General features: G+C 65.7%; 19 protein-coding genes. 2 read left to right on the top strand and 17 right to left on the bottom strand.

Annotation, left to right across the window (positions count from 1 at the left end):
• The first annotated feature begins 18 nt into the window (after window positions 1-18).
• On the top strand, window positions 19-708 hold the full coding sequence (locus tag ACIA12_RS01210) for an amidohydrolase family protein (protein WP_396364773.1): 690 nt from the start codon (window positions 19-21) through the stop codon (window positions 706-708).
• Window positions 705-1,733 carry an SRPBCC family protein gene (locus ACIA12_RS01205; RefSeq protein WP_396364772.1) on the top strand — a complete coding sequence of 343 codons (1,029 nt, stop codon included), beginning with the start codon at window positions 705-707 and terminating at the stop codon, window positions 1,731-1,733. Before ACIA12_RS01210 ends, ACIA12_RS01205 begins: the two co-directional genes overlap by 4 nt.
• Window positions 1,734-1,785: 52 nt before the next feature.
• On the opposite strand, the gene ACIA12_RS01200 is transcribed toward ACIA12_RS01205, so the two are convergent.
• The 17 genes from ACIA12_RS01200 to pcaF all read right to left on the bottom strand — a co-directional run bounded on the left by ACIA12_RS01200 (window position 1,786) and on the right by pcaF (window position 18,499).
• Window positions 1,786-2,814 carry an ABC transporter permease gene (locus ACIA12_RS01200; protein WP_396364771.1) on the bottom strand — a complete coding sequence of 343 codons (1,029 nt, stop codon included), beginning with the start codon at window positions 2,812-2,814 and terminating at the stop codon, window positions 1,786-1,788.
• Window positions 2,798-4,333 carry a sugar ABC transporter ATP-binding protein gene (locus ACIA12_RS01195; protein WP_396366012.1) on the bottom strand — a complete coding sequence of 512 codons (1,536 nt, stop codon included), beginning with the start codon at window positions 4,331-4,333 and terminating at the stop codon, window positions 2,798-2,800. The genes ACIA12_RS01200 and ACIA12_RS01195 overlap by 17 nt, the downstream gene beginning before the upstream one ends.
• Window positions 4,334-4,362: 29 nt before the next feature.
• Complete coding sequence (locus tag ACIA12_RS01190) at window positions 4,363-5,655, bottom strand: sugar ABC transporter substrate-binding protein (protein WP_396364770.1); 1,293 nt, start codon at window positions 5,653-5,655, stop codon at window positions 4,363-4,365.
• Between the two features lie 43 nt (window positions 5,656-5,698).
• Window positions 5,699-7,264, bottom strand: coding sequence for a PucR family transcriptional regulator (locus tag ACIA12_RS01185; protein WP_396364769.1), 1,566 nt, complete (start codon window positions 7,262-7,264; stop codon window positions 5,699-5,701).
• Complete coding sequence (locus ACIA12_RS01180; RefSeq protein WP_396364768.1) at window positions 7,264-7,635, bottom strand: DMT family transporter; 372 nt, start codon at window positions 7,633-7,635, stop codon at window positions 7,264-7,266. The genes ACIA12_RS01185 and ACIA12_RS01180 overlap by 1 nt, the downstream gene beginning before the upstream one ends.
• The gene (locus tag ACIA12_RS01175; protein ID WP_396364767.1) at window positions 7,635-7,997 is read right to left on the bottom strand and encodes a DMT family transporter; all 363 of its coding nucleotides are present in this window, start codon (window positions 7,995-7,997) and stop codon (window positions 7,635-7,637) included. The genes ACIA12_RS01180 and ACIA12_RS01175 overlap by 1 nt, the downstream gene beginning before the upstream one ends.
• A gap of 1 nt (window position 7,998) precedes the next feature.
• Complete coding sequence (locus tag ACIA12_RS01170) at window positions 7,999-8,583, bottom strand: TetR/AcrR family transcriptional regulator (RefSeq protein WP_396364766.1); 585 nt, start codon at window positions 8,581-8,583, stop codon at window positions 7,999-8,001.
• Window positions 8,584-8,642: 59 nt separating this feature from the next.
• A complete protein-coding gene (locus ACIA12_RS01165) occupies window positions 8,643-8,996 on the bottom strand; it encodes a DUF202 domain-containing protein (RefSeq protein ID WP_396364765.1) in 354 nt (117 codons plus the stop codon).
• 1 nt (window position 8,997) lies between these two features.
• Window positions 8,998-9,837, bottom strand: a complete 840-nt coding sequence (locus ACIA12_RS01160; RefSeq protein ID WP_396364764.1) for a DUF202 domain-containing protein — start codon at window positions 9,835-9,837, stop codon at window positions 8,998-9,000.
• A gap of 19 nt (window positions 9,838-9,856) precedes the next feature.
• Window positions 9,857-10,936: a 2-oxoacid:ferredoxin oxidoreductase subunit beta gene (locus ACIA12_RS01155; protein ID WP_396364763.1), complete on the bottom strand. Its 1,080-nt coding sequence runs from the start codon at window positions 10,934-10,936 to the stop codon at window positions 9,857-9,859.
• Window positions 10,933-12,912 (bottom strand): 2-oxoacid:acceptor oxidoreductase subunit alpha, encoded by a 1,980-nt coding sequence (locus ACIA12_RS01150; protein ID WP_396364762.1) that lies wholly within the window; start codon window positions 12,910-12,912, stop codon window positions 10,933-10,935. Before ACIA12_RS01150 ends, ACIA12_RS01155 begins: the two co-directional genes overlap by 4 nt.
• A 17-nt stretch (window positions 12,913-12,929) precedes the next feature.
• Entirely contained in the window at window positions 12,930-14,387 is a 1,458-nt protein-coding gene (locus ACIA12_RS01145; protein WP_396364760.1) for an aldehyde dehydrogenase, read from the bottom strand.
• A 43-nt stretch (window positions 14,388-14,430) separates the two neighbouring features.
• Window positions 14,431-15,411: a PDR/VanB family oxidoreductase gene (locus ACIA12_RS01140; protein ID WP_396364758.1), complete on the bottom strand. Its 981-nt coding sequence runs from the start codon at window positions 15,409-15,411 to the stop codon at window positions 14,431-14,433.
• Window positions 15,408-15,785 (bottom strand): cupin domain-containing protein, encoded by a 378-nt coding sequence (locus ACIA12_RS01135; RefSeq protein WP_396364756.1) that lies wholly within the window; start codon window positions 15,783-15,785, stop codon window positions 15,408-15,410. The genes ACIA12_RS01140 and ACIA12_RS01135 overlap by 4 nt, the downstream gene beginning before the upstream one ends.
• A 10-nt stretch (window positions 15,786-15,795) precedes the next feature.
• Window positions 15,796-16,368, bottom strand: coding sequence for a flavin reductase family protein (locus tag ACIA12_RS01130; RefSeq protein WP_396364754.1), 573 nt, complete (start codon window positions 16,366-16,368; stop codon window positions 15,796-15,798).
• A 3-nt stretch (window positions 16,369-16,371) separates the two neighbouring features.
• Window positions 16,372-17,115, bottom strand: coding sequence for an IclR family transcriptional regulator (locus ACIA12_RS01125; RefSeq protein ID WP_396364752.1), 744 nt, complete (start codon window positions 17,113-17,115; stop codon window positions 16,372-16,374).
• Window positions 17,116-17,290: 175 nt separating this feature from the next.
• The gene (gene pcaF / locus ACIA12_RS01120) at window positions 17,291-18,499 is read right to left on the bottom strand and encodes a 3-oxoadipyl-CoA thiolase (RefSeq protein ID WP_396364750.1); all 1,209 of its coding nucleotides are present in this window, start codon (window positions 18,497-18,499) and stop codon (window positions 17,291-17,293) included.
• Between the last annotated feature and the right edge of the window lie 47 nt (window positions 18,500-18,546).

Genomic DNA, 18,546 nt, shown 5'->3' with positions numbered 1-18,546 from the left:
CCCGAACCAACACGGTTGATGGGATCGATTCAGCTGCACGGTCTGCACCCCGATTGGTCACTGCTCGAGTTGCGACGGCTTGCACGCCGCCGCTGGGTCGCGGGCGCGTCGGTCCGGGTACCTGCGGATGTTCCGGTCTGGGACCCATGCTTGCGGCCGATCTTCGCGGCCTTGGAGGACGCAGATCTGCCGTTGTTCCACTGCAGCGAACTGTACGACTCACCCGGATTTCCCGGCCATGACGATCTGTGGAGCGATCCACACCTCGCGATGACTCTCGGGCCGTCCTGGGACTCCCAGCGTCAGCTGACAGCCTTGGTCGTCGGTTCGGTCCTCGACCGTCATTCTCGGTTGAAGGTGTGCGTGCTCGACGGTGGTGTGGGGTGGGTGCCAGCCTGGCTGGACAGGCTCACTTACGTGAGCGCGCAAGCAGGCGCCGCCGCCAAGGCGCTCTTGCGGGAGGGGCGGATCACGCTGACGATCGCTCCGCACGAGTCGGAGCGAACGGTTGCGGCCGCGGTCGAGGTCCTGGGCGACCGATGTCTGGTGTGGGGTTCGGCGTTTCCTCGCGGCGAGCACCGCGGGCCCGCCCAGGTGCGGCATTGGCGATCGATTCGTGCCGAGTCCGTCCTCGCGACCAATGCCCTACGTCTGCTCGGCCTTCCTCATACCGAGGTCCAACAACAGAAGAAGGAGTCCACGCCATGACGACTCGGGCGATCGGCGACGCACCCGCAGGTGCCTTCGGACCGGATGATCACGCCAAAACCTCCCGGCCGGCCCTGCAGGCGTACAACCTTCCACCCAGGGTTTTCCACGACCCGGACGTCTACCAGGTAGAGATCGACCGGATCTTTCATCGTGAGTGGTTCTGTATCGGGCGGATGGAGGACTTCGACGTCGAGGGCGGCGAGCTGGTTCGGATGGTCGACTCGGAACAGATTCGCGTGACCCGTTCCGCCGATGGCAGTCTCTCCTCGACGGCATGCGTCGAAGTGTGGAACGGCTTCGTCTTCGTCAACCTCAGCACCTCACCGGCGCCGTTGGCACCCGAGCTCAGCGAGGTGAGCAAATGGGGCGCGGAGAATTACGCACTCGCTGACGAGCGCTCGGTTCGCCGCTTCGAGTGGCAACTCGAAGGGAACTGGAAGCTGCTGGTCGAGAACTTCGCCGAGGAGTATCACGTGGCGTGGGTACACGCTGACTCGTTCCATCCGGTCATGCCGATGAAGCGGTGGAAGCCCTACCCCGAGATGACGACCCAGCCCTGGACCTTCACCTTCGGCGAGTTCCCTGAGACAAGCCTGAGCACAGCAGGCCGGCCCCTGTTCCCGATCATCAGTTCACTGACCGACCGCGAGCGAGCCGGGATGGGAATCGTCACGGTGTATCCGAATCTGATGCTCACCCTTGCCGTCGACTGTCTCCTGTACTACTACGTGCTCCCGGAAGGCGTCGGTCGAACCAAGGTGGTTGGGCATCTGTGCCTACCGAGTGAACAGGCGAGCCTCGTCGAGCAGGGGGACGATCCCTCGCTGCTGACTGGATTCGCCGAGTACGTCGAGAACTCGGAGATGATCCTGGAGGAAGACATCGCTGCGGCCAACCGGCAGTCGATCGGCCTGGCTTCACGCTTCGCCCAGGCCGGCCGCCTCAGCAAGCACGAGTTGCTGCTGTCGACGTTCCACCATTGGCTGGTCGGGAAGGCCTACGAACCAGTCGCCGAGGTGTAGCACCGCACAGACCAGAGGGCCGCCCGCCCCTCACAGCGAGCGGCCCCGTCTCTCACGTCAATCCCGCGCGCCGACGGCCCAGCAAGCCGGCGATACCGACTCCTACGACCAGCGCAGCTCCGTTGACGTAGCTGTTGACATACGGCGGTACGCCCGACAGGTTCAATCCGCTGTTGAGCGTCGCAAGGAAAAAGATCGCCACGATCGTGCCCCAGACGTTGTAGCGACCAGGTTTGATCGCCGCCGCTGACAAGAACGCAGCCGCCAGCGCCGGCAAGGTGAGCGAGTCACCGATCCGAGGGTCGGCGCCGGCCGACCTCGCGACCTGAAGGAAACCACCGAGGGCTGACAGCAGGCCCGCACAAATGAAGGTCGAGGCGAGCAGCACCCGCGTTCGCAGACCTGCGAGGCGCGCAGCCGTCGCATTCGAACCCAACGCGTACAGATATCGACCCGCCGGGGTGTGCTCGAGTACGTAGTACACGAGCAGCGCGACGACGATCATCACGTAGGCCACCCAGGGAAGACCGAGGAATCGGCCAGAGCCCAGAGACGTGACGAAGACCGGGATGTTGCTGACCACGGTCAACCCTCCGGTGATCTGATTGACGGCACCAGCCAGGACCGTGGCAACACCCAGAGTGGCTATCACCGCGTTCACTCTCGCCCGAGTGACCAGCAGGGCGTTCAGCGATCCGACCGCCAATCCCACCAGCAACCCGAAGAGCAGTGCGACGGCGACTCCGTGGCCCTCACTCATCGTCCTGGCCATGACGATCGACGAGAGTCCGCAAACAGCGCCGACCGACAGGTCCCATCCGTTGCAAACCAGGGGCAGCAGCGCCGCCAAGGCGACGACTGCCATCACCGCCTGGTTGGCCAGCACCGCTTGGGTATTGATCAGAGTCGGGAATGTCTCCCGGGTTGCGGGGTGAAGCGAGAAAACGACAGCCACAACGGCCGTCAGGCCGAGCAGCGCATAGGCCTCGGCATAGTGCAGGACCCGGCTGCGACGGCGGCGCGCTCGCTGCGCTCGTGGGCGCATCGCCTCCGGGGCCGCACTCTCAGCTGAAATCGACATCGATTGCCTCCTGGTGGAGCAGCATCAGATTCAAGTTCTCCTCGCCGAGTTCCGGACCGGCCATCGAGGCGCTGATCCGGCCGTCGCGCAGCACCAGCACCCGGTCGGCTACCTGGGCGAGTTCCTCCAGGTCGCTGCTCACGACAAGAACCGAAGCGCCCCGGTTCGCCAGCTCCCGGGCCAGTCGCCAGATCTCTGCACGGGCACCCACATCGACGCCCTGGCTCGGCTCGTCGAGCAGCAGCAGTTGCGGCTCGCGGCGGATCCAGCGACCGATGATGATCTTCTGCTGGTTGCCACCGGACATCGACAAGAACGGACTGTCGATGTCCTCGACCTTGACCGCCAGTTCGGCGATCAACTGCCGTGCGTCGGAGCACTCGTCCTGGCGCGCCATCCGGCCCCTGCGGAAGTACCGCGAGGCGACGGCGATCGAGAGGTTCTCCCTGACATCCAGGCCGGTGAAAGCCGCCTCGAGAAGTCTGTTCTCCGGTACGAAGGCGATCCCACATCCGATCGCTTGCCGCGGGCTCCGCAGATCGAGGCTCCTGCCGAGGAGCGCGACTCTTCCCGCCCTCGGTGGCCGCAGTCCGAAGAGGCTTTGCAGGAGCGTCGACCGCCCTGAGCCGAGCAAGCCCGCCAGTCCGACGACCTCTCCGCGACGCAGCGAGAAGGTGACGTCTCGCAACGGACCAACCGCGAGCTCCTCGACCTGGAGCATCGGCTCCCCCACCTCGGACTTGACGGGCCGGGGCAGTACGCCTCCCAGCTTGCGGCCAAGGATGTGACCCACCAGGGCGTCGTGGGTGATCTCGTCACTGCCGAGCGTGGCGACGACGTTCCCGTCCCGAAGAACGGTGACATCGTCGGCAACCCTGGCGACCTCGGCGAGGCGATGAGTGACAAACAGAATACTCTGGCCTTCAGCAGCGAAGCGGGTGATCGCCGCCAGCAGGAGCCCGACTTCGTGCAGCGGCAGCGAGGCCGTCGGTTCATCCAGAACGAGCACCCCGCCCTCTTGCCCTTCCTGGCCTTGGACGGCTCGAGCGATGGCGATCATCGCCTGCACCGCCGGCCGAAGGTCCCGGAGAAGCTCCGACGGATCGGCGTCGATGCCGAATCTTTCGAGCACCTGCCGAGATTCCCGCATCAGCCGGCGCCAGCCGATCTTTCCAAGGGCCGGAGTGCCGAACCCTTCGCCGATGCGAAGGTTCTCGGCCACCGTCAGCCCGGGGAAGGTGGACTGCTGCTGGTGCACGAAATGCAGTCCGTGCTTGCGCGCCATCGCTGGTGAGAGGTTGCTGACGTCAACGCGCTTGGTGCCGAAGCGGATGTGGCCGGCATCGGCGTGGTTGACGCCGGCCAAGATCTTGATCAACGTCGACTTTCCAGAGCCGTTACCGCCGAGCAGACAGTGCACCCGGCCACGCCGGACCTCGAAGCTCACCCCGTTCAGCGCCTTGGTCGCTCCAAACGACTGATGCACGTCTTCGATGCCGAGGACAACCTTTGCATCCATGCCAAACTCCCCAAGGTCAGCGACGTCGGTCACTTGGCGACGGCGTCGCGGAAGGCTTTGGTATAGATGCCTTCGAAGTCCACCGACGAAGTGAAGCCACCCGCGGCCGGCAGGTTGTGTTCCTTGTCGACGACCTGAATTCCGATCCCACTCGGCTGCGGCTTCGCGCCGGCCAGCAGCCTGTTGATCGCCTCGGCGGCGGCCCAGCCTTCCCACGGAGTCGAGGTACCGAACTCTGCGGCAACCTCTCCGCTCCGCACCAGACTGATCCCCTCCGGCTGGCCCTCGCCGCCAGCCACGAGAACCTTGCCGACCCCGCCGGCGTCACGGATCGCCCCTAGGACACCGCCGGTCAACACAGCGTCGTAGGGCACCGATGTCGCGTTGGCGTCCGGGTGGCGCAGCAACGCCTGCGCTATCTTCTGTTGCAGTGGAGGACCGAACTCAGCCGCTGTGAACTTCACTGTGTCGACGATCTTGCAGCTGCCACACTGAGCCAACCGCGCCTCGAATCCCTGGCTCTGCACCACTGTCACCTGATAGTCGGTCTCGACGATGTTGAGCACCCTCGCATCTCCTTTGAGCTTGGAGATGAGGTACGTCGCCTGTGCTGCGCCCCACGCCTTGCTGAAGGACGGAAGCTGCCCCATGACGTAGTCCACTCGATAGGTGAACAGTGATGGCGCACCCGCTGCCACATCACTGCAGTCGTAGGCCTGACCTGCGACCACAGGAATTCCGGCTGCCTTGGCCTCCTCGAGTCCGGGCTTCACTCCCGCACAATCGACCCCGTACACGAATATCGCGTCGGCTCGCTGGGATACGGCGGTGCGAATGCCGGCCAGTTGCTGAGACGATTGAGCTTTACCGTCCCAGGTCTTGACGTGCCAGCCGGCTATCTTGCCAGCGGCAACGACAGAGGCCACGGCAGCCGCTGTGGCTGAGACTGCCATGTCTCCCACCACGAAGACATTGGCACCGTCCCGCACCGGACTTGTACTAGCCGGCGGCGTTGCGTTCGTGCCTTTGTACAGCGTCTGCAGCTCCGCATCAGCTGCGGCAGCGGCCTTTGCGGCCTCCGCGTTGTTGCCGGAGCCTTGGGCGGTCGACGCGGCTCCGCACCCGGCCAATGAAATAAGAGCCAGAGTCACCGCGACCGTCGTCGCGCCGGCCCCGCTACAACGCATCCACTTCATCGGGAACTCCCTGGGGAACGCAGGCCCAAACCACCGCGGGCTGAATGTTGCTTCGAATGCTAGGACTGGGCGCTTGCCCTGTCGTTGGCGCAGAAGCCAAACAGCAGCGTGCGGATTGGCGGCCACACAAAGTTCTGCGCCCGCGGCGATGTCCGCGGACCAGAACGAACTACGGACGCGTCTCGACGCGACGCCTGGCACTACCGCCGTCCAGTCCTGTCGCCACCCGGTCGCGCAGCGCCACGTGAATCGCCACGACGAGGTCGGTCTCGTCGAGGCTACGACCGATGAGAGTTTCCACTTTCGCCAGCCGGTAGCGAACGGTGTTGGGATGCAGGTACAGCTCGGCACCTGTTGCCGTGACGTCGCGGCGGTTGTCCAGATACGCCCGCAGGGTGGCAATGAGGTCGGGCTTGTCGTCGAGTGGTGCGAGGACATCCATCAGGTTGTGACGGACTGCGGATGGAACGTACGCAAGCAGGAGATCTGCGACGTTGGTGCCGTGGAACATCGCCGTGCTGACACCCTCGCCGATACGGGGATCGAGATGCCGGTGGGCAAGCTGGGCCTCCGTCGCCAAATGAGGAAGGGCCTCGAAGTTGCTCGTCGGAGACGACAGGCCGACTGCGATCCGGCTGAAAGCCCGCCAGGGTGACAGCTCACGGATGCGCTTCTCGATGTCCTTGCCCTGAGCAATTGCGAAGTGGATGCACCCTTCGGGCGCAGCGATGTAAGGGATCCGCAACCGGTCCAGAAAGTCGTGAACAGTCAGGCTGGGCGAGAACTCGACCTTGTCTTCCTCGCCTCGCTCGTGGTGTGCGGGCAGGCCCGAGATCCGAAGTACGGTCATGGCGTCTTCGCCGGTCAGTCCGAGGCAAGCGGCCTCGTCGCGTAGCTTGCGACCTTTGGGCAGACTGGGATCGAGCAGTGCCCGGCAGACGCGTGCCGACATCCGTCGTTCGAGCTCGGTCCGCAGCCGTCGCGACATCGCGATCATCTTCAGCAGGCCGCAAGTGAACCGGCTCAGAGAGCGGGCCAGATTCTCGGCTCGCGTCAGGCTGCCCAAAGCGATAACGAGCTTGAGCGGCGCCCCAAGCGGGAGTTGCACCTCGCTGACGAGGAATCGGCGATCTGCGCGCTGTACGTCACCGGGGAAGGCCCGCGATACCTCCGCAATCAGATCGAGCTGGGCGGCATCGCCGGCGTGGGTGAGCACCATCCCATTGGTGCCGACCACTGCGACTGGGGTTCCGAGGAGTTCGCACAAGCGGCGGATGAGTTCTTGCTGAGGCTCGCGATGGTCGAGTGAAGCGAGCAGGAAGTCCTGCATCTCGATGACCTGATCGCGGTCCACGGCCATCGGACCGAAGGTCTCCCCCAGGATCGTGGTGACCACATCTCGAAGAGAAACCTCGAAAGGCACAGTGAACAGTGGCATCCCGACCCGTCGGCACTCGACGATCAGACCCGGCGGCGGCTCGTCCGTCGCATTTCCGAGGGCGTACCCGAGGGCGGATGCGTCCGCGCGTTGCAAGCTGCGGACGAAGGAGGTCTGCGCCTCGACGTCGTTTGTGAACGCGACCCCGGTCGTCAGAGCGAGGCAGCCGGGCAGAATCCATCGTCCTGGGTCCTCGATCTCGACCACCTGTGCTCCCGTGATGGAGCGATGCTCCCCCACGTCGACACATGCTTGCAGTCCGAGCTCTCCTCGGGACAGCAGGGATTCCAGCCACATCAGGCACTCACCCCTTCAACGGTCGTCGGAACTGCCGCCGGGGAGCTACCTGCGGATCCGGTCCCCGACTCGACCAGCAACACGCCGCAGCCGATCAGGACGATGCCGAACACCATCAGCGGGTTCAGCGCCTCACCGAACAGGACCCGCGAGGCGACTGCGGTGAGCGCCACGCCGCTCGCTGCCCAGACGCCATACGCAACTCCGAGCGGTAAGCCATCACGCAATGCCATCGACAACGCGATGAACGCCGCAGCGTAGGCAGCGACAACGATCGGCCACCACCTCGGGTTGGAGACGGAGGCCATCCGCAGCGCCAGCGTCCCCGCAATCTCCGAGGTGATCGCGATTGCGAGAAAGAGCCAGGCCATCAGGATCGCCACCCAGTCGCCCGGCCGATGTCCGGACGCGGGGTAGCCGACGAACCGACTTCCATCACCAGAACGCCGCCACACATGAGGGCGAGTCCTGCCACCTTGGCCCCCGTCATCGGCTCGGAGTAGATCACCACCGAACAAACCGTCGTGACCGAGATGCCGGCCGCGCACCAGACGCCGTACACGACACCGAGACTCGCGCCACGGCGCAGAACTTTCGCCAACAGGAGTAGGGCAGCAAGGTAGCCCAGCACCGCAGGCGCGTAGAAGATTGATCCATCGAGGGCGGCCCGCAGCGAGAGTGACCCGACCACCTCGCTCACGATGGCCAGTCCCAGCAGCACTGCTGTCCTCATCTCAGACCTCGCCGAGAAGCTCCGAAGCGACCGTCAAGAGCGCCTCGCGATCCGGTGACGTCAACGGGAGCACACCACTTGCGTCCGCGAACCAGCAGCCGTCCGCCATCAACCGCACGGCGTGCAGACGTGCCCGAGTCCCGATCGGAAGGGTGCCGGGGACTTCGGTCCAGGCGCGAAGCCGGTCAGCCCATCGGGTTGCCATCTGCTCACGAAGTCGCGGATCGGTCATCATCACCAGGTCGGCGGCGTCATGGCTGCCCTCGACAGCCCAGCTCAAATAGCCGAAGAGGCGCTCGGCTGGGGTCGGGGAGGCCGAGCTCGCGGTCAGATACCTGGCGAAGTCCCGCTCGTAACCGTCGAGAACGTGATCGACCATCGCTTCGACCAGGGCCTCTTTGGTCGGGAAGTGATACATCAATCCAGGCTTGCTCAACCCAGCGGCCCGGGCCGCCGACTCCAGTGTCACCGGATCTCCCCGGCGGAGCAGATCCAGCGCGGCGCCGATGATCTGCCCTCGCTGGGACGGCCGCCCCACCGTCGCTCCGACTGATGCCGACGGCAACGTCTTGCGTACTTGCGCCATAGAAAGACTTTACCTTCCGGTTGGTAAAGTAATCAAGGCTTCAGCTCGCTCCGGATCGGTCAGGGAGCGAGGCGCGGGCCGAGCAGAACTATCACCACAAGGCCCAGCAGGCATGCGATCGCGCACATCGCGGCGACGACCGCCAGCGGGCGTCCCGCACTGCGGCCGATGTCTTGTTCCGTCCCCATGTCTTTCGTCAGCCGGCGATAGCGGCCGAGCGAGGCGAGGAGCCCCGTCGCCCCCGCGGTCGCGCAGATGGCGGTGAGCACGAGGCCGGTCACACCCCCTCCCGCGGAGACCAGGCGCAGGCCGACAGCTGTAACGGCTGTGAGCGAGAGCGCTGTACGCCGCCATGCGAGTGCGGTTCTCTCCGGCTGAAGTCCTGGGTCGGCCGGCGCAGTTGGCGATGTCACGTCATGGCCCCAGCAGCAGCGCGAGTAGGACCAGCATGCCGGCCGTCCCTACGCCGGCTGCGAGAACAACGCCCAGCCGCGGAGACGGTAAGGGCTCTCCCAGCCGCAAAGCTCGCTCGGCACGGCCCCACGAGCCCCAGGCGAGCAGGCTGATGATCACTCCCACAGCGACCATCAGGATTGATGCGGTCCATCGCAAAGCCGGCAGCATCGGCAGCGACACGACCTCCAGTGCGACACCCGCGGCGAGCAGGGCCAGCGAGGTCCGGATCCAGGCAAGGAACGTTCGTTCATTGGCCAGTGAGAAGCGCGGATCGGGCTCACTGCCCACGCGGTACACCCGCCCCGGAAACCGTGCTTCACGCTGCGGGCCGCGGCTGACGCCGGCCAGCGCCGGTGTCGAGTTTTCAGCTTCTCCGGACAACGAGGCCGCGAACGACCGCGCCAGCGAGGACAGCGCCGGCCGCCAAATCCTCACTGCCGCCGAGGCGACAGGGCCATTCCCTCTCACTGACAGCCGGATACGACCGATGGTGGCCTGCCGGTTCGGCACGGGCTCCAGGTCGTAAGACATGACGCCGGAGATCGGGCCCGTCTCATCAGCGAAGGCGATCGCGATCCGCTTCGACCGAACTCTCTCGACCAGAGTGATCTTGAGCCGCACCATGCGGGTCACGGCACCCAGTCTCATCGCGAATGCCCAGTGGCTGGTTTCATCGTCGAGGACCTCGGAAGACTGGAGCCCCGGCACGCAGGTCGCCCAGGTCGCCAGGTCGCGAACGCGCAACCAGACAGCATCGACATCCGCGTCGATGAGGAAAGACTCCAGCTGCTCGCGCACGAAAGTTGTCCGTTCGAGGTTAGTTGACTGTCCAGGTGTCTGAGCCGGTGATCAGGGATTGCAGGGTGCCGCCGGATTGGGTTTCTTTGGAGGTTTCTACCTGTTGGCGGACGAGGTCGTCGTAGGCGGGGCGGGCTACTGAGCGGAAGATGCCGATGGGGGCCCGGTGGAGGACGCCGGCGTCGGTGAGGCGGGACAGGGCGAAGGCGTAGGCGGGGTCTTCGGTGTGGGCGTCGTGGATGACCAGGTCGGATTCGCCACCGGGGAGGTCGGCTACCTCGCGGACCGCCAGGGAGGCGAAGCCGTCGCGGACGACGCCCAGGTGGCCGTCGGTGCCGAAGCGGATGGGTTCGCCGTGGACGAGCGGGATGATCGCGTCGTCGCGGGTTTCGGGGTTCTTGAAGGCGTCGAAGGCGTTGTCGTTGAAGATCGGGCAGTTCTGGTAGATCTCGACGAACGCCGTACCGCGGTGCTCGGCCGCTGCCCGCAGTACCGACGTGAGGTGCTTGCGGTCCGAGTCGACGGTGCGCGCGACGAAGGTCGCCTCGGCGCCGAGGGCCAGGGAGACCGGGTTGAAGGGGTTGTCGACCGAGCCCATCGGGGTCGACTTGGTGACCTTGCCCGGCTCGGAGGTCGGGGAGTACTGGCCCTTGGTGAGCCCGTAGATCCGGTTGTTGAAGAGCAGGATCTTCAGGTTCACGTTGCGCCGGAGCGTGTGGATCAGGTGGTTGCCGCCGATCGACAGCGCGTCGCCGTCACCGGTCACCACCCAGACGCTCAGGTCGGGTCGCGCCACCGCGAGCCCGGTCGCGATCGCCGGCGCGCGGCCGTGGATCGAGTGCATGCCGTAGGTCGACAGGTAGTACGGGAAGCGGGACGAGCAGCCGATGCCGGACACCATCGCGACGTTCTCGCGCTTGATCCCGAGCTCGGGCAGGAAGCCCTGAAAAGCAGCCAGTACCGCGTAGTCGCCACAACCCGGGCACCACCGGACCTCCTGGTCCGACACGTACTCCTTGCGGTTCTGCGGCTCGGTGGCGGCCGGTACTCCGGCCAGCCCGCCCGGCAGACTCGGCAAGCCGAGATCGACGGTGCTCATCGTGCTCCCTCCGGGTGGTGGATGCCGTTCGGCTGGACGTTCAGCGCCTCGCCATGGGTCAGGCTGGCGGCCGCGACGCCGAGGTGCCGCGCGTCGTCGTCGATGCCCTCGGTCTCCTCGACCAGGTTGCCGATCACCTCGGCCAGCTCGGCCGCGCCCAGCGGCATGCCACGGACCTGCGCGTACGAGACGACGTCGACCAGGTACTTCGCCCGCAGCAGCATCGCGAGCTGGCCGAGGTTCATCTCCGGCACCAGCACCTTCTCGTACCGCGCGAGCACCTCGCCCAGGTTGGCCGGGAACGGGTTGAGGTGACGGAGATGCGCCTGCGCGATCTTGCCGCCGACCTTGCGGACCCGGCGGACGCCGGCGCCGATCGGCCCGTACGTGCTGCCCCAGCCAAGTACCAGGACCTTGGCCGTACCGTCCGGGTCGTCCACCTCGAGCGGCGGCACCGTGATGCCGTCGATCTTGGCCTGCCGGGTGCGGATCATCAGGTCGTGGTTCGCCGGGTCGTAGGAGATGTTGCCGGTCTTGTCCTCCTTCTCCAACCCGCCGATCCGGTGGTCCAGGCCGGCAGTACCGGGGATCGCCCAGGCGCGCGCCAGCGTCTCCGGGTCGCGCAGGTAGGGCAGGTAGACCGGCTCGCCCTTGTCGTTGGTCGCGTTCGGGCCAGTGGTGAAGTTCGGGTCGATTGTCGGCAGGTCCTCGATCTGCGGGACCTGCCAGGGCTCGGAGCCGTTGGCCAGGTAGCCGTCGGACAGCACGATCACCGGGGTGCGGTAGGTGACCGCGATCCGGGTCGCCTCGACGGCGATCGAAAAGCAGTCCGCGGGGGACTGGGCCGCGACCACCGGCAGCGGCGCCTCGCCGTTGCGGCCGAACATCACCTGCAGCAGGTCGGCCTGCTCGGTCTTGGTCGGCATACCTGTCGAGGGGCCGGCGCGCTGGATGTCGCAGACCACCAGCGGCAGCTCAAGCATCACGCCGAGGCCGATCGTCTCCGACTTGAGGCTGATCCCCGGGCCCGACGACGTCGTCACGCCGAGCGCGCCGCCGAACGACGCGCCCAGCGCCGCGCCGACGCCGGCGATCTCGTCCTCGGCCTGGATCGTGGTCACATCGAACCGCTTCAGCTTCGACAGCTCATGCAGTACGTCGGAAGCCGGCGTGATCGGGTAGGCGCCGAGCACCAGCGGCAGCCCCGCCCGCTGGGCGCCCGCCACCAGGCCGTACGCCAGCGCGAGGTTGCCGGAAATGTTGCGGTACGTGCCGGTCGCCATCCGGGCCGGCTTCACCTCGTACCGGACCGAGAACTCCTCCGCCGTCTCGCCGAAGTTGTAGCCGGCCCGGAACGCCGCGATGTTGGCGTCGCGGATGTCGGGCTTGCCTGCGAACTTGGCCTGCAGGAACTCGATCGTCGACTCGACCGGCCGCTGGAACAGCCAGGAGACCAGGCCCAGCGCGTACATGTTCTTGGCCCGGGAAGCGTCCTTGCGGCTCAGCCCGAACTCCTTGACCGACTCCACCGTCATCCCGGTCAGGTTCAGCCCGACCACGTGGTACGCCTCGAGCTCACCCGATTCGAGCGGGTTCTGCTCGTACCCGATCCGCTTCAGGTTCCGCGCGGTGAAGTCGGCGGTGTCGATGATCAGGGTGGCGCCGCGCGGTACCTCCGGCAGGTTCGCCTTCAGAGCCGCCGGGTTCATCGCGATCAGCACGTCCGGCGCGTCACCCGGCGTCAGGATGTCGTGGTCGGCGAAGTGCAACTGGAACGACGAGACGCCCGGCAGGGTCCCGGCTGGTGCCCGGATCTCGGCGGGGAAGTTGGGCAGCGTCGACAGGTCGTTGCCGAACGATGCCGTCTCTGCGGTGAATCGGTCTCCGGTGAGCTGCATCCCATCGCCGGAGTCACCGGCGAAACGGATCACCACGCGGTCGAGCTGCTTGACCTCGATGGTCACCTGATCAAGCATCTCGCGCCGCCCTGACCTCATGCCGTTGGCTGGTAAATGGACTTGTACTGCAGGTAGGCGTTCAGCCCCTCCGGGCCGAGTTCGGAGCCCAACCCGCTCTGCTTGTGACCGCCGAACGGAGCAACGCTGTCGATCACGTAACCGTTGATGCCGACGGTGCCTGCTTCGATGCGCCTCGCGACCTCGACGCCCCGTTCCGAGTCGGCGGTGAAGACGGTCCCGGCCAGGCCGTACTCCGAGGCATTCGCCATTTCGACGGCTTCGTCCACGGTGTCGAAGGGTGTCACCGTCAGCACTGGGCCGAAGATCTCCTCCTGCGCGATCCGGCTGGAGTTGTCGACATCGGTGAAGATGGTCGGCTCCACATAGAAGCCCTTCGACAGATGCGCCGGCCGCCCACCACCGATCAGCAGTTCAGCACCCTCCGACAGTCCCAGCCGGATGTACTCCTCGACGCGATCGCGCTGCCGTTCCATCGCCAGCGGGCCGAAAGCAGTAGCCGGATCGTGCGGATCACCGATGGTCAGCCCGGACAAGGTGGCGACGAGCCCTTCCTTCAGCTCGTCGTAGCGACTACGCGCCACCAGCAACCTAGTACATGCGCGGCAGACCTGCCCGCAACCTCCCAGCGAGACCGGCATCAACTGCGAGAGGAAGTGGCCGAGGTCGACGTCATCGAGCAGGATCGCGGCGGACTTTCCACCGAGCTCGAAGGTTCCTGGCCTCATCTGCCGCCCACACTCGGCGGCGATGGCGCGGCCCGCAGCCGTCGATCCGGTGAAGGCGATCTTGTCGACATCGGGATGTCCGACCAGATGTTGCCCGGTCTCGCGGTCACCGGTCACGACGTTGACCACACCGGCCGGCAGACCGGCCGCCTGCGCCGCGTCCACGATGAAGGCCGCACTCAACGCTGTCTCGGCCGCGGGCTTGATGACCGTCGTACACCCCGCGAGCAAAGCCGGCGCCAGCTTCATGAAGGCGAGCAACAGAGGAGCGTTCCACGGCACGATCAGGCCGGCCACACCGACCGGCTCACGCCGAACGATCGAGTTCCCACGCCGCTCCTCGAGTTCGAGGTTGTCCGCCATGTCCGCGTAGTACCGCAGGATGCCGGCTGAGGCGAGTGCGTGCCCGGTCGTCACCCCTACGATCACGCCGTTCTCGTTGGTGACGAAATCGCCGATCTCGGAGGCACGCTCGGTCAACCGGTCAGCGATGCCGCGCAGGAACACCGCACGGTCTTTAGGTGTGGTGTCTGCCCATTCCGGACTGAGCAGTGCAGAGCGGGCGGCTCGCACAGCCGTGTCGATGTCCTCTGCGTCCCCGTCCGGTGCGTGCCCGAAGGTCTCCTCCGTCGCGGGATTGACCAAGGCGACTCTCCCGTCGCTGTGGCTTGGTCGCCACTCGCCGCCGGCGAAGATTTCCTTGAGTTCGAGGTCGATGTGAAGCGATGCCAATGTGTTGTCTGTCATGACGTGCCCTTTCAGGTCGATGTCGTCGGAGCTGGTTCGGCTCTCAGAGATCGAGAACGAGCCGACCGGTGGACCGCGATACGCACAGAGCCATCAGGCTCGCGCGTTCGTGGTCATCGAGCACGGCGTCGCGGTGCTCGACGGAACCCGCGAGCACCCGGGTGACGCAGGTTCCGCAGATGCCTTCTTCACAGGAGTACGGCGGGTCGATGCCGGCGCGTCGCAACGCGACCAGAATCGACTCCCCTGCTCCGACGGTGACCGTTTGTCCTGTGCTGGCCAGTTCGACGACGAAGTCCTGGTCGGACGCGGCGTCTGCTTCCACCGCCGCGAATCTCTCGACCCTGATGTCGCCGTCGTCCCAGCCCCGGATCCGGCCTTGTTCCAGAACGGCTGTCAGCAGTGCGTCGGGACCGCAGCAGTAGACGAAGGTCGAACCGTCGGGTTCCGACAGCAGACCTTCGAGATCGAGAAGGCCGAACTCGTTCTCCGGCCGGATCTCCACTCGTTCGCCGTACCGGGCGGACAGTTCGGCGGCAAAGGCCATGCTTTCGCGCCGGCGTCCGCCGTAGACCATCCGCCAGTCTGCCCCGGTCTGCTCGGCAGCCGCGACCATCGGCAGCAGCGGAGTGATGCCGATGCCACCAGCCAGGAAGAGGTACCGGTGGGCGGGCTCGAGCACGAAACGATTGCGTGGCCCGATCGCCCGTAGCTGGGTACCGACCTCGAGGTTGTCGTGGACCCAGCGGGATCCGCCGCGCCCGTCTGGTTCACGAAGGATCGCCAGGCGCCAGGTAGATCTGTCGTGCAGATCACCACACAGCGAGTACTGACGCCAGCCGCAGTCTCCGACCTTCAGGTCCACGTGGGCACCTGGTTGCCACCTGGGCAATGGTGCTCCGTCGGCGTTGCGAAGGCGAACCTCGATCACGCCGTCGGCTACCACCAACTTTTCGCTGACGACCAGGTCGAGTTCGCGTTCCTCACCCGGCCGCACACGTCGTTCGAGAGCCGGCGCGGTCATTTCGCCTCGAACGGCCCACCCGCGACGTACGGCGGGTCGTACACCACAAAGAAGGTCAGGTCCTCGGTCCCGGTGTTCGTGAAGCCATGCGTGAGCCCCGACGGGATCCTGACCACGGTGCCTGGGACCAGCGGCCACGTGCGCTTGCCGATCGTGACATCGCCCTGACCGGAGATGAAGTAGAAGGCGTGGTTGTAGTGATCGACGTGCGGCTTCGAACGTCCACCCGGCCCGATCTTGCCGAGTTGCGCGCTGTACACCTCGGTGTACTCCTCGTCGATCACGCTCGGCGTGAACCCGAACCCGATACCGGGCGACGCTGGATTCTCGAACTCCTTCCAGACGATGTCCTCAGGGGCGAGTACGTACTCCATGGGAGTCTCCTTACTGGATATCGGTGTCGCCGAGGGTGACACCGAGCCGGTGATAGCGGGAGTCGTGATGGATCAGAGGGGCGAGATCGCCACTGCTCGCCGATCCGTAGAGGTCGGGGTGCCCGACGAAGATGCTGTGGTCGCCGCCGTCGTATTCGGCCCACTTGTGGCAGACAAGCCAGGCAAGCGAGCCGGCTATCAACGGGCATCCGTCGCGCCATTCGATGTCGATGTCGGAGGAGGCAGCCCAGGGCCGTCGGGCGTAGAAGTCAGCCACGTCACCCTGCTGGTCAGTGAGGATGCTGATACCGAAGAGGCCGTCGGTCTCCTGCAGCAGCGTGTGCATCCGGCTCGGCTGATCGGACAGCAGCGATAGCCTGTTGACGCTGACCGAGCACAGCGGCGGTTCGAGCGACACCGAGGTGAAGGACGATGCCGTCATGCCGTGAACTCCGTTGCTGTCAGCAATGGTTACGACAGCTACACCGCTGGCAAAGGTTCGTAGTACCGACCGGAAGCGCAGTTGCTCGTTCTCGCAGTCGCCGGCGGCGACTGGAGACACCTTGTTGTCCGACGTGTTCATCGCTCAACCAACCCCATCCATACGAGAGCGGCCACGCGCCGAGTCGACGCCGAAGTGCGATGTCACCGCGTCTCCGACGGCTACGACAGAAGGCAGGACCGCCGCGGCCCGCTCAGCGGAGAACCGATGCATCGGCCCACCGATGCCGATCGTCCCGACCACCTCGGCGTGACTTCCCCAGACGGGGACCGCGAGTGTGCGGATGCCGACCGCGTCGTTCTCGACCAGGCAATGTCCCTGCTCGCGCACGGTTTTCAGCGCGGCTCCGAGTTCCGGACGGCTGGCCAGGAACGGCTCCAGGTCGGACTCGGGCAGCCAGGCGAGCAGACACCTGCCGAGGGAAGACTCGACAAGGGGCACCCGGTCGCCGATCTGAACCCGAGGCTGTACCAGGTGCCGCGCCGGGATCCACTCGATGTGCATGACACTGTCGCCATCCCTGACGCCCAGAGCGATCGTCTCACCGACCTCCGCGGCAAGCTCCTGCATGTACGGCTTCGCCAGTTCGCGCAATCCCAGCCGTGAAACGGGAGCCTGACCCCAGCGGAACAGGCGCCAGGTAACCCGGTACGTCCTCTCCGAGTCCTGCTCGACCAGCCCGGCGGCAACCAGCGCGCCAACCAGTCGTTGCACCGTCGAGGGGGCCAGTTCGCAGTCACGGGCCAACTGCTGCACGCCGCAGGTGCCCGACTCGGCCAGGCGCTCGAGAATGAGAAGCGCTCTCTGTACGGACTGTACTTCGCTCAACGGTCCACCATCCTCGTGAAGACCGACGGCCCGAGATCCCCTGGTTTCGGCTCGGCCGTCGACTGACTGTCTTTGTGTCGTATCGTGGAACAAAAGTCCAGTTTTCTTCCACGATACGACCTGCTCATACTATATATCGGAATGCACTGTGTGGCATCTCCAGGCAGGAAATTCATCAGCACTGCTCCAGAAGTACGGAAATGCCCTGCCCCACGCCGATGCACATGGTTGCCAAGGCTCGTCGGCCAGCACGCCGCTTCAGCTCCCGTGCTGCCGTCAGAACGAGCCGGGTGCCACTCATGCCGAGCGGGTGACCGAGGGCGATGGCACCGCCATGGGGATTCACCTGGTCCGCGTCATCGGGCAATCCAAGCTCGCGCAGTACCGCGAGGCTCTGGGCGGCAAAAGCCTCGTTGAGCTCGATGACGTCGAGATCACGGACCGTCAGGCTGGTACGGGCGAGAAGTTTGCGGGTCGCCGGAACAGGTCCGAGCCCCATCAGACGAGGGGCGACGCCCGCGGATGTCGCTGCGCTGATAACGGCGAGCGGAGTCAGGCCGAATCGCTCCACGGCCTCTTCGGAAGCAATCAAGACGACGGCCGCGCCATCGTTGATCCCGGACGAGTTGCCGGCCGTGACACTGCCGTCGGTACGGAAGGCGGGACGGAGTCGAGCAAGTGATTCCAGGCTGGTTTCGCGCGGATGCTCGTCCCGGTCGATGACCACCGCGGCACCGCGAGGTTGCGGCACCACCACGGGCGCTATCTCCCCATCGAACCATCCATCGGCCTGTGCCTTCGCCGCGCGTAGCTGGGACCGACAGGCGAACTGATCCTGATCCGCGCGCGAGATTCCGCACTCAGCAGCGACATTCTCTGCGGTCTCCCCCATCGAATCGGTCCCGTAGAGCTCGTCCAGTGCGCGGTTGACGAATCGCCAACCGATCGTGGAGTCATGGATCTCGGCGTTCCGGGCGAACGGCGAGGCGGCCTTGGGAATCACGAACGGTGCCCTGCTCATGCTCTCCACACCGCCCGCGATCATGAGTTCGGCCTGCCCGCAGACGATCGCTCGAGCGGCCACCGCCACCGCGTCCGCTCCGGATCCGCACAGCCGGTTCACCGTGGCGCCGGACACGGTCTCGGGCAAGCCGGCCAGGAGCACCGCCATTCTGGCGACATTGCGGTTGTCTTCACCCGCCTGGTTCGCGCAGCCGAGCACGACATCGTCGACCGCGGACCACTCCACACCCGACTGACGATCCATCAGGTCACGGATCACCTGAGCCGCCAGGTCGTCCGGCCGGACAGTTGACAGTCCCCCGCCGTAACGCCCGATCGGGGTCCGAACCCCGTCGACGAGATACGCACGGCGGACCGTCATTTCAGAACTCCTCTCGGGAATGGCGTGGGTTGGTCTGACAACGCAGC

Origin of the sequence: Kribbella sp. NPDC051620 (genome assembly GCF_044453825.1) — a bacterium.
In the GTDB taxonomy this organism is placed as follows: domain Bacteria; phylum Actinomycetota; class Actinomycetes; order Propionibacteriales; family Kribbellaceae; genus Kribbella.
This window is presented reverse-complemented; position numbering and strand designations above follow the sequence as displayed.

Excerpts from the sequence above, each read along its gene's own strand:
- ACIA12_RS01210 (WP_396364773.1), top strand. The coding sequence starts at position 19 with ATGGGATCGATTCAGCTGCACGGTCTGCACCCCGATTGGTCACTGCTC.
- ACIA12_RS01205 (WP_396364772.1), top strand. The coding sequence starts at position 705 with ATGACGACTCGGGCGATCGGCGACGCACCCGCAGGTGCCTTCGGACCG.
- ACIA12_RS01200 (WP_396364771.1), bottom strand. The coding sequence starts at position 2,814 with ATGTCGATTTCAGCTGAGAGTGCGGCCCCGGAGGCGATGCGCCCACGA.
- ACIA12_RS01195 (WP_396366012.1), bottom strand. The coding sequence starts at position 4,333 with ATGGATGCAAAGGTTGTCCTCGGCATCGAAGACGTGCATCAGTCGTTT.
- ACIA12_RS01185 (WP_396364769.1), bottom strand. The coding sequence starts at position 7,264 with ATGTGGCTGGAATCCCTGCTGTCCCGAGGAGAGCTCGGACTGCAAGCA.
- ACIA12_RS01180 (WP_396364768.1), bottom strand. The coding sequence starts at position 7,635 with ATGGCCTGGCTCTTTCTCGCAATCGCGATCACCTCGGAGATTGCGGGG.
- ACIA12_RS01175 (WP_396364767.1), bottom strand. The coding sequence starts at position 7,997 with ATGAGGACAGCAGTGCTGCTGGGACTGGCCATCGTGAGCGAGGTGGTC.
- ACIA12_RS01170 (WP_396364766.1), bottom strand. The coding sequence starts at position 8,583 with ATGGCGCAAGTACGCAAGACGTTGCCGTCGGCATCAGTCGGAGCGACG.
- ACIA12_RS01155 (WP_396364763.1), bottom strand. The coding sequence starts at position 10,936 with ATGAGCACCGTCGATCTCGGCTTGCCGAGTCTGCCGGGCGGGCTGGCC.
- ACIA12_RS01150 (WP_396364762.1), bottom strand. The coding sequence starts at position 12,912 with ATGCTTGATCAGGTGACCATCGAGGTCAAGCAGCTCGACCGCGTGGTG.
- ACIA12_RS01145 (WP_396364760.1), bottom strand. The coding sequence starts at position 14,387 with ATGACAGACAACACATTGGCATCGCTTCACATCGACCTCGAACTCAAG.
- ACIA12_RS01140 (WP_396364758.1), bottom strand. The coding sequence starts at position 15,411 with ATGACCGCGCCGGCTCTCGAACGACGTGTGCGGCCGGGTGAGGAACGC.
- ACIA12_RS01135 (WP_396364756.1), bottom strand. The coding sequence starts at position 15,785 with ATGGAGTACGTACTCGCCCCTGAGGACATCGTCTGGAAGGAGTTCGAG.
- ACIA12_RS01130 (WP_396364754.1), bottom strand. The coding sequence starts at position 16,368 with ATGAACACGTCGGACAACAAGGTGTCTCCAGTCGCCGCCGGCGACTGC.
- pcaF (WP_396364750.1), bottom strand. The coding sequence starts at position 18,499 with ATGACGGTCCGCCGTGCGTATCTCGTCGACGGGGTTCGGACCCCGATC.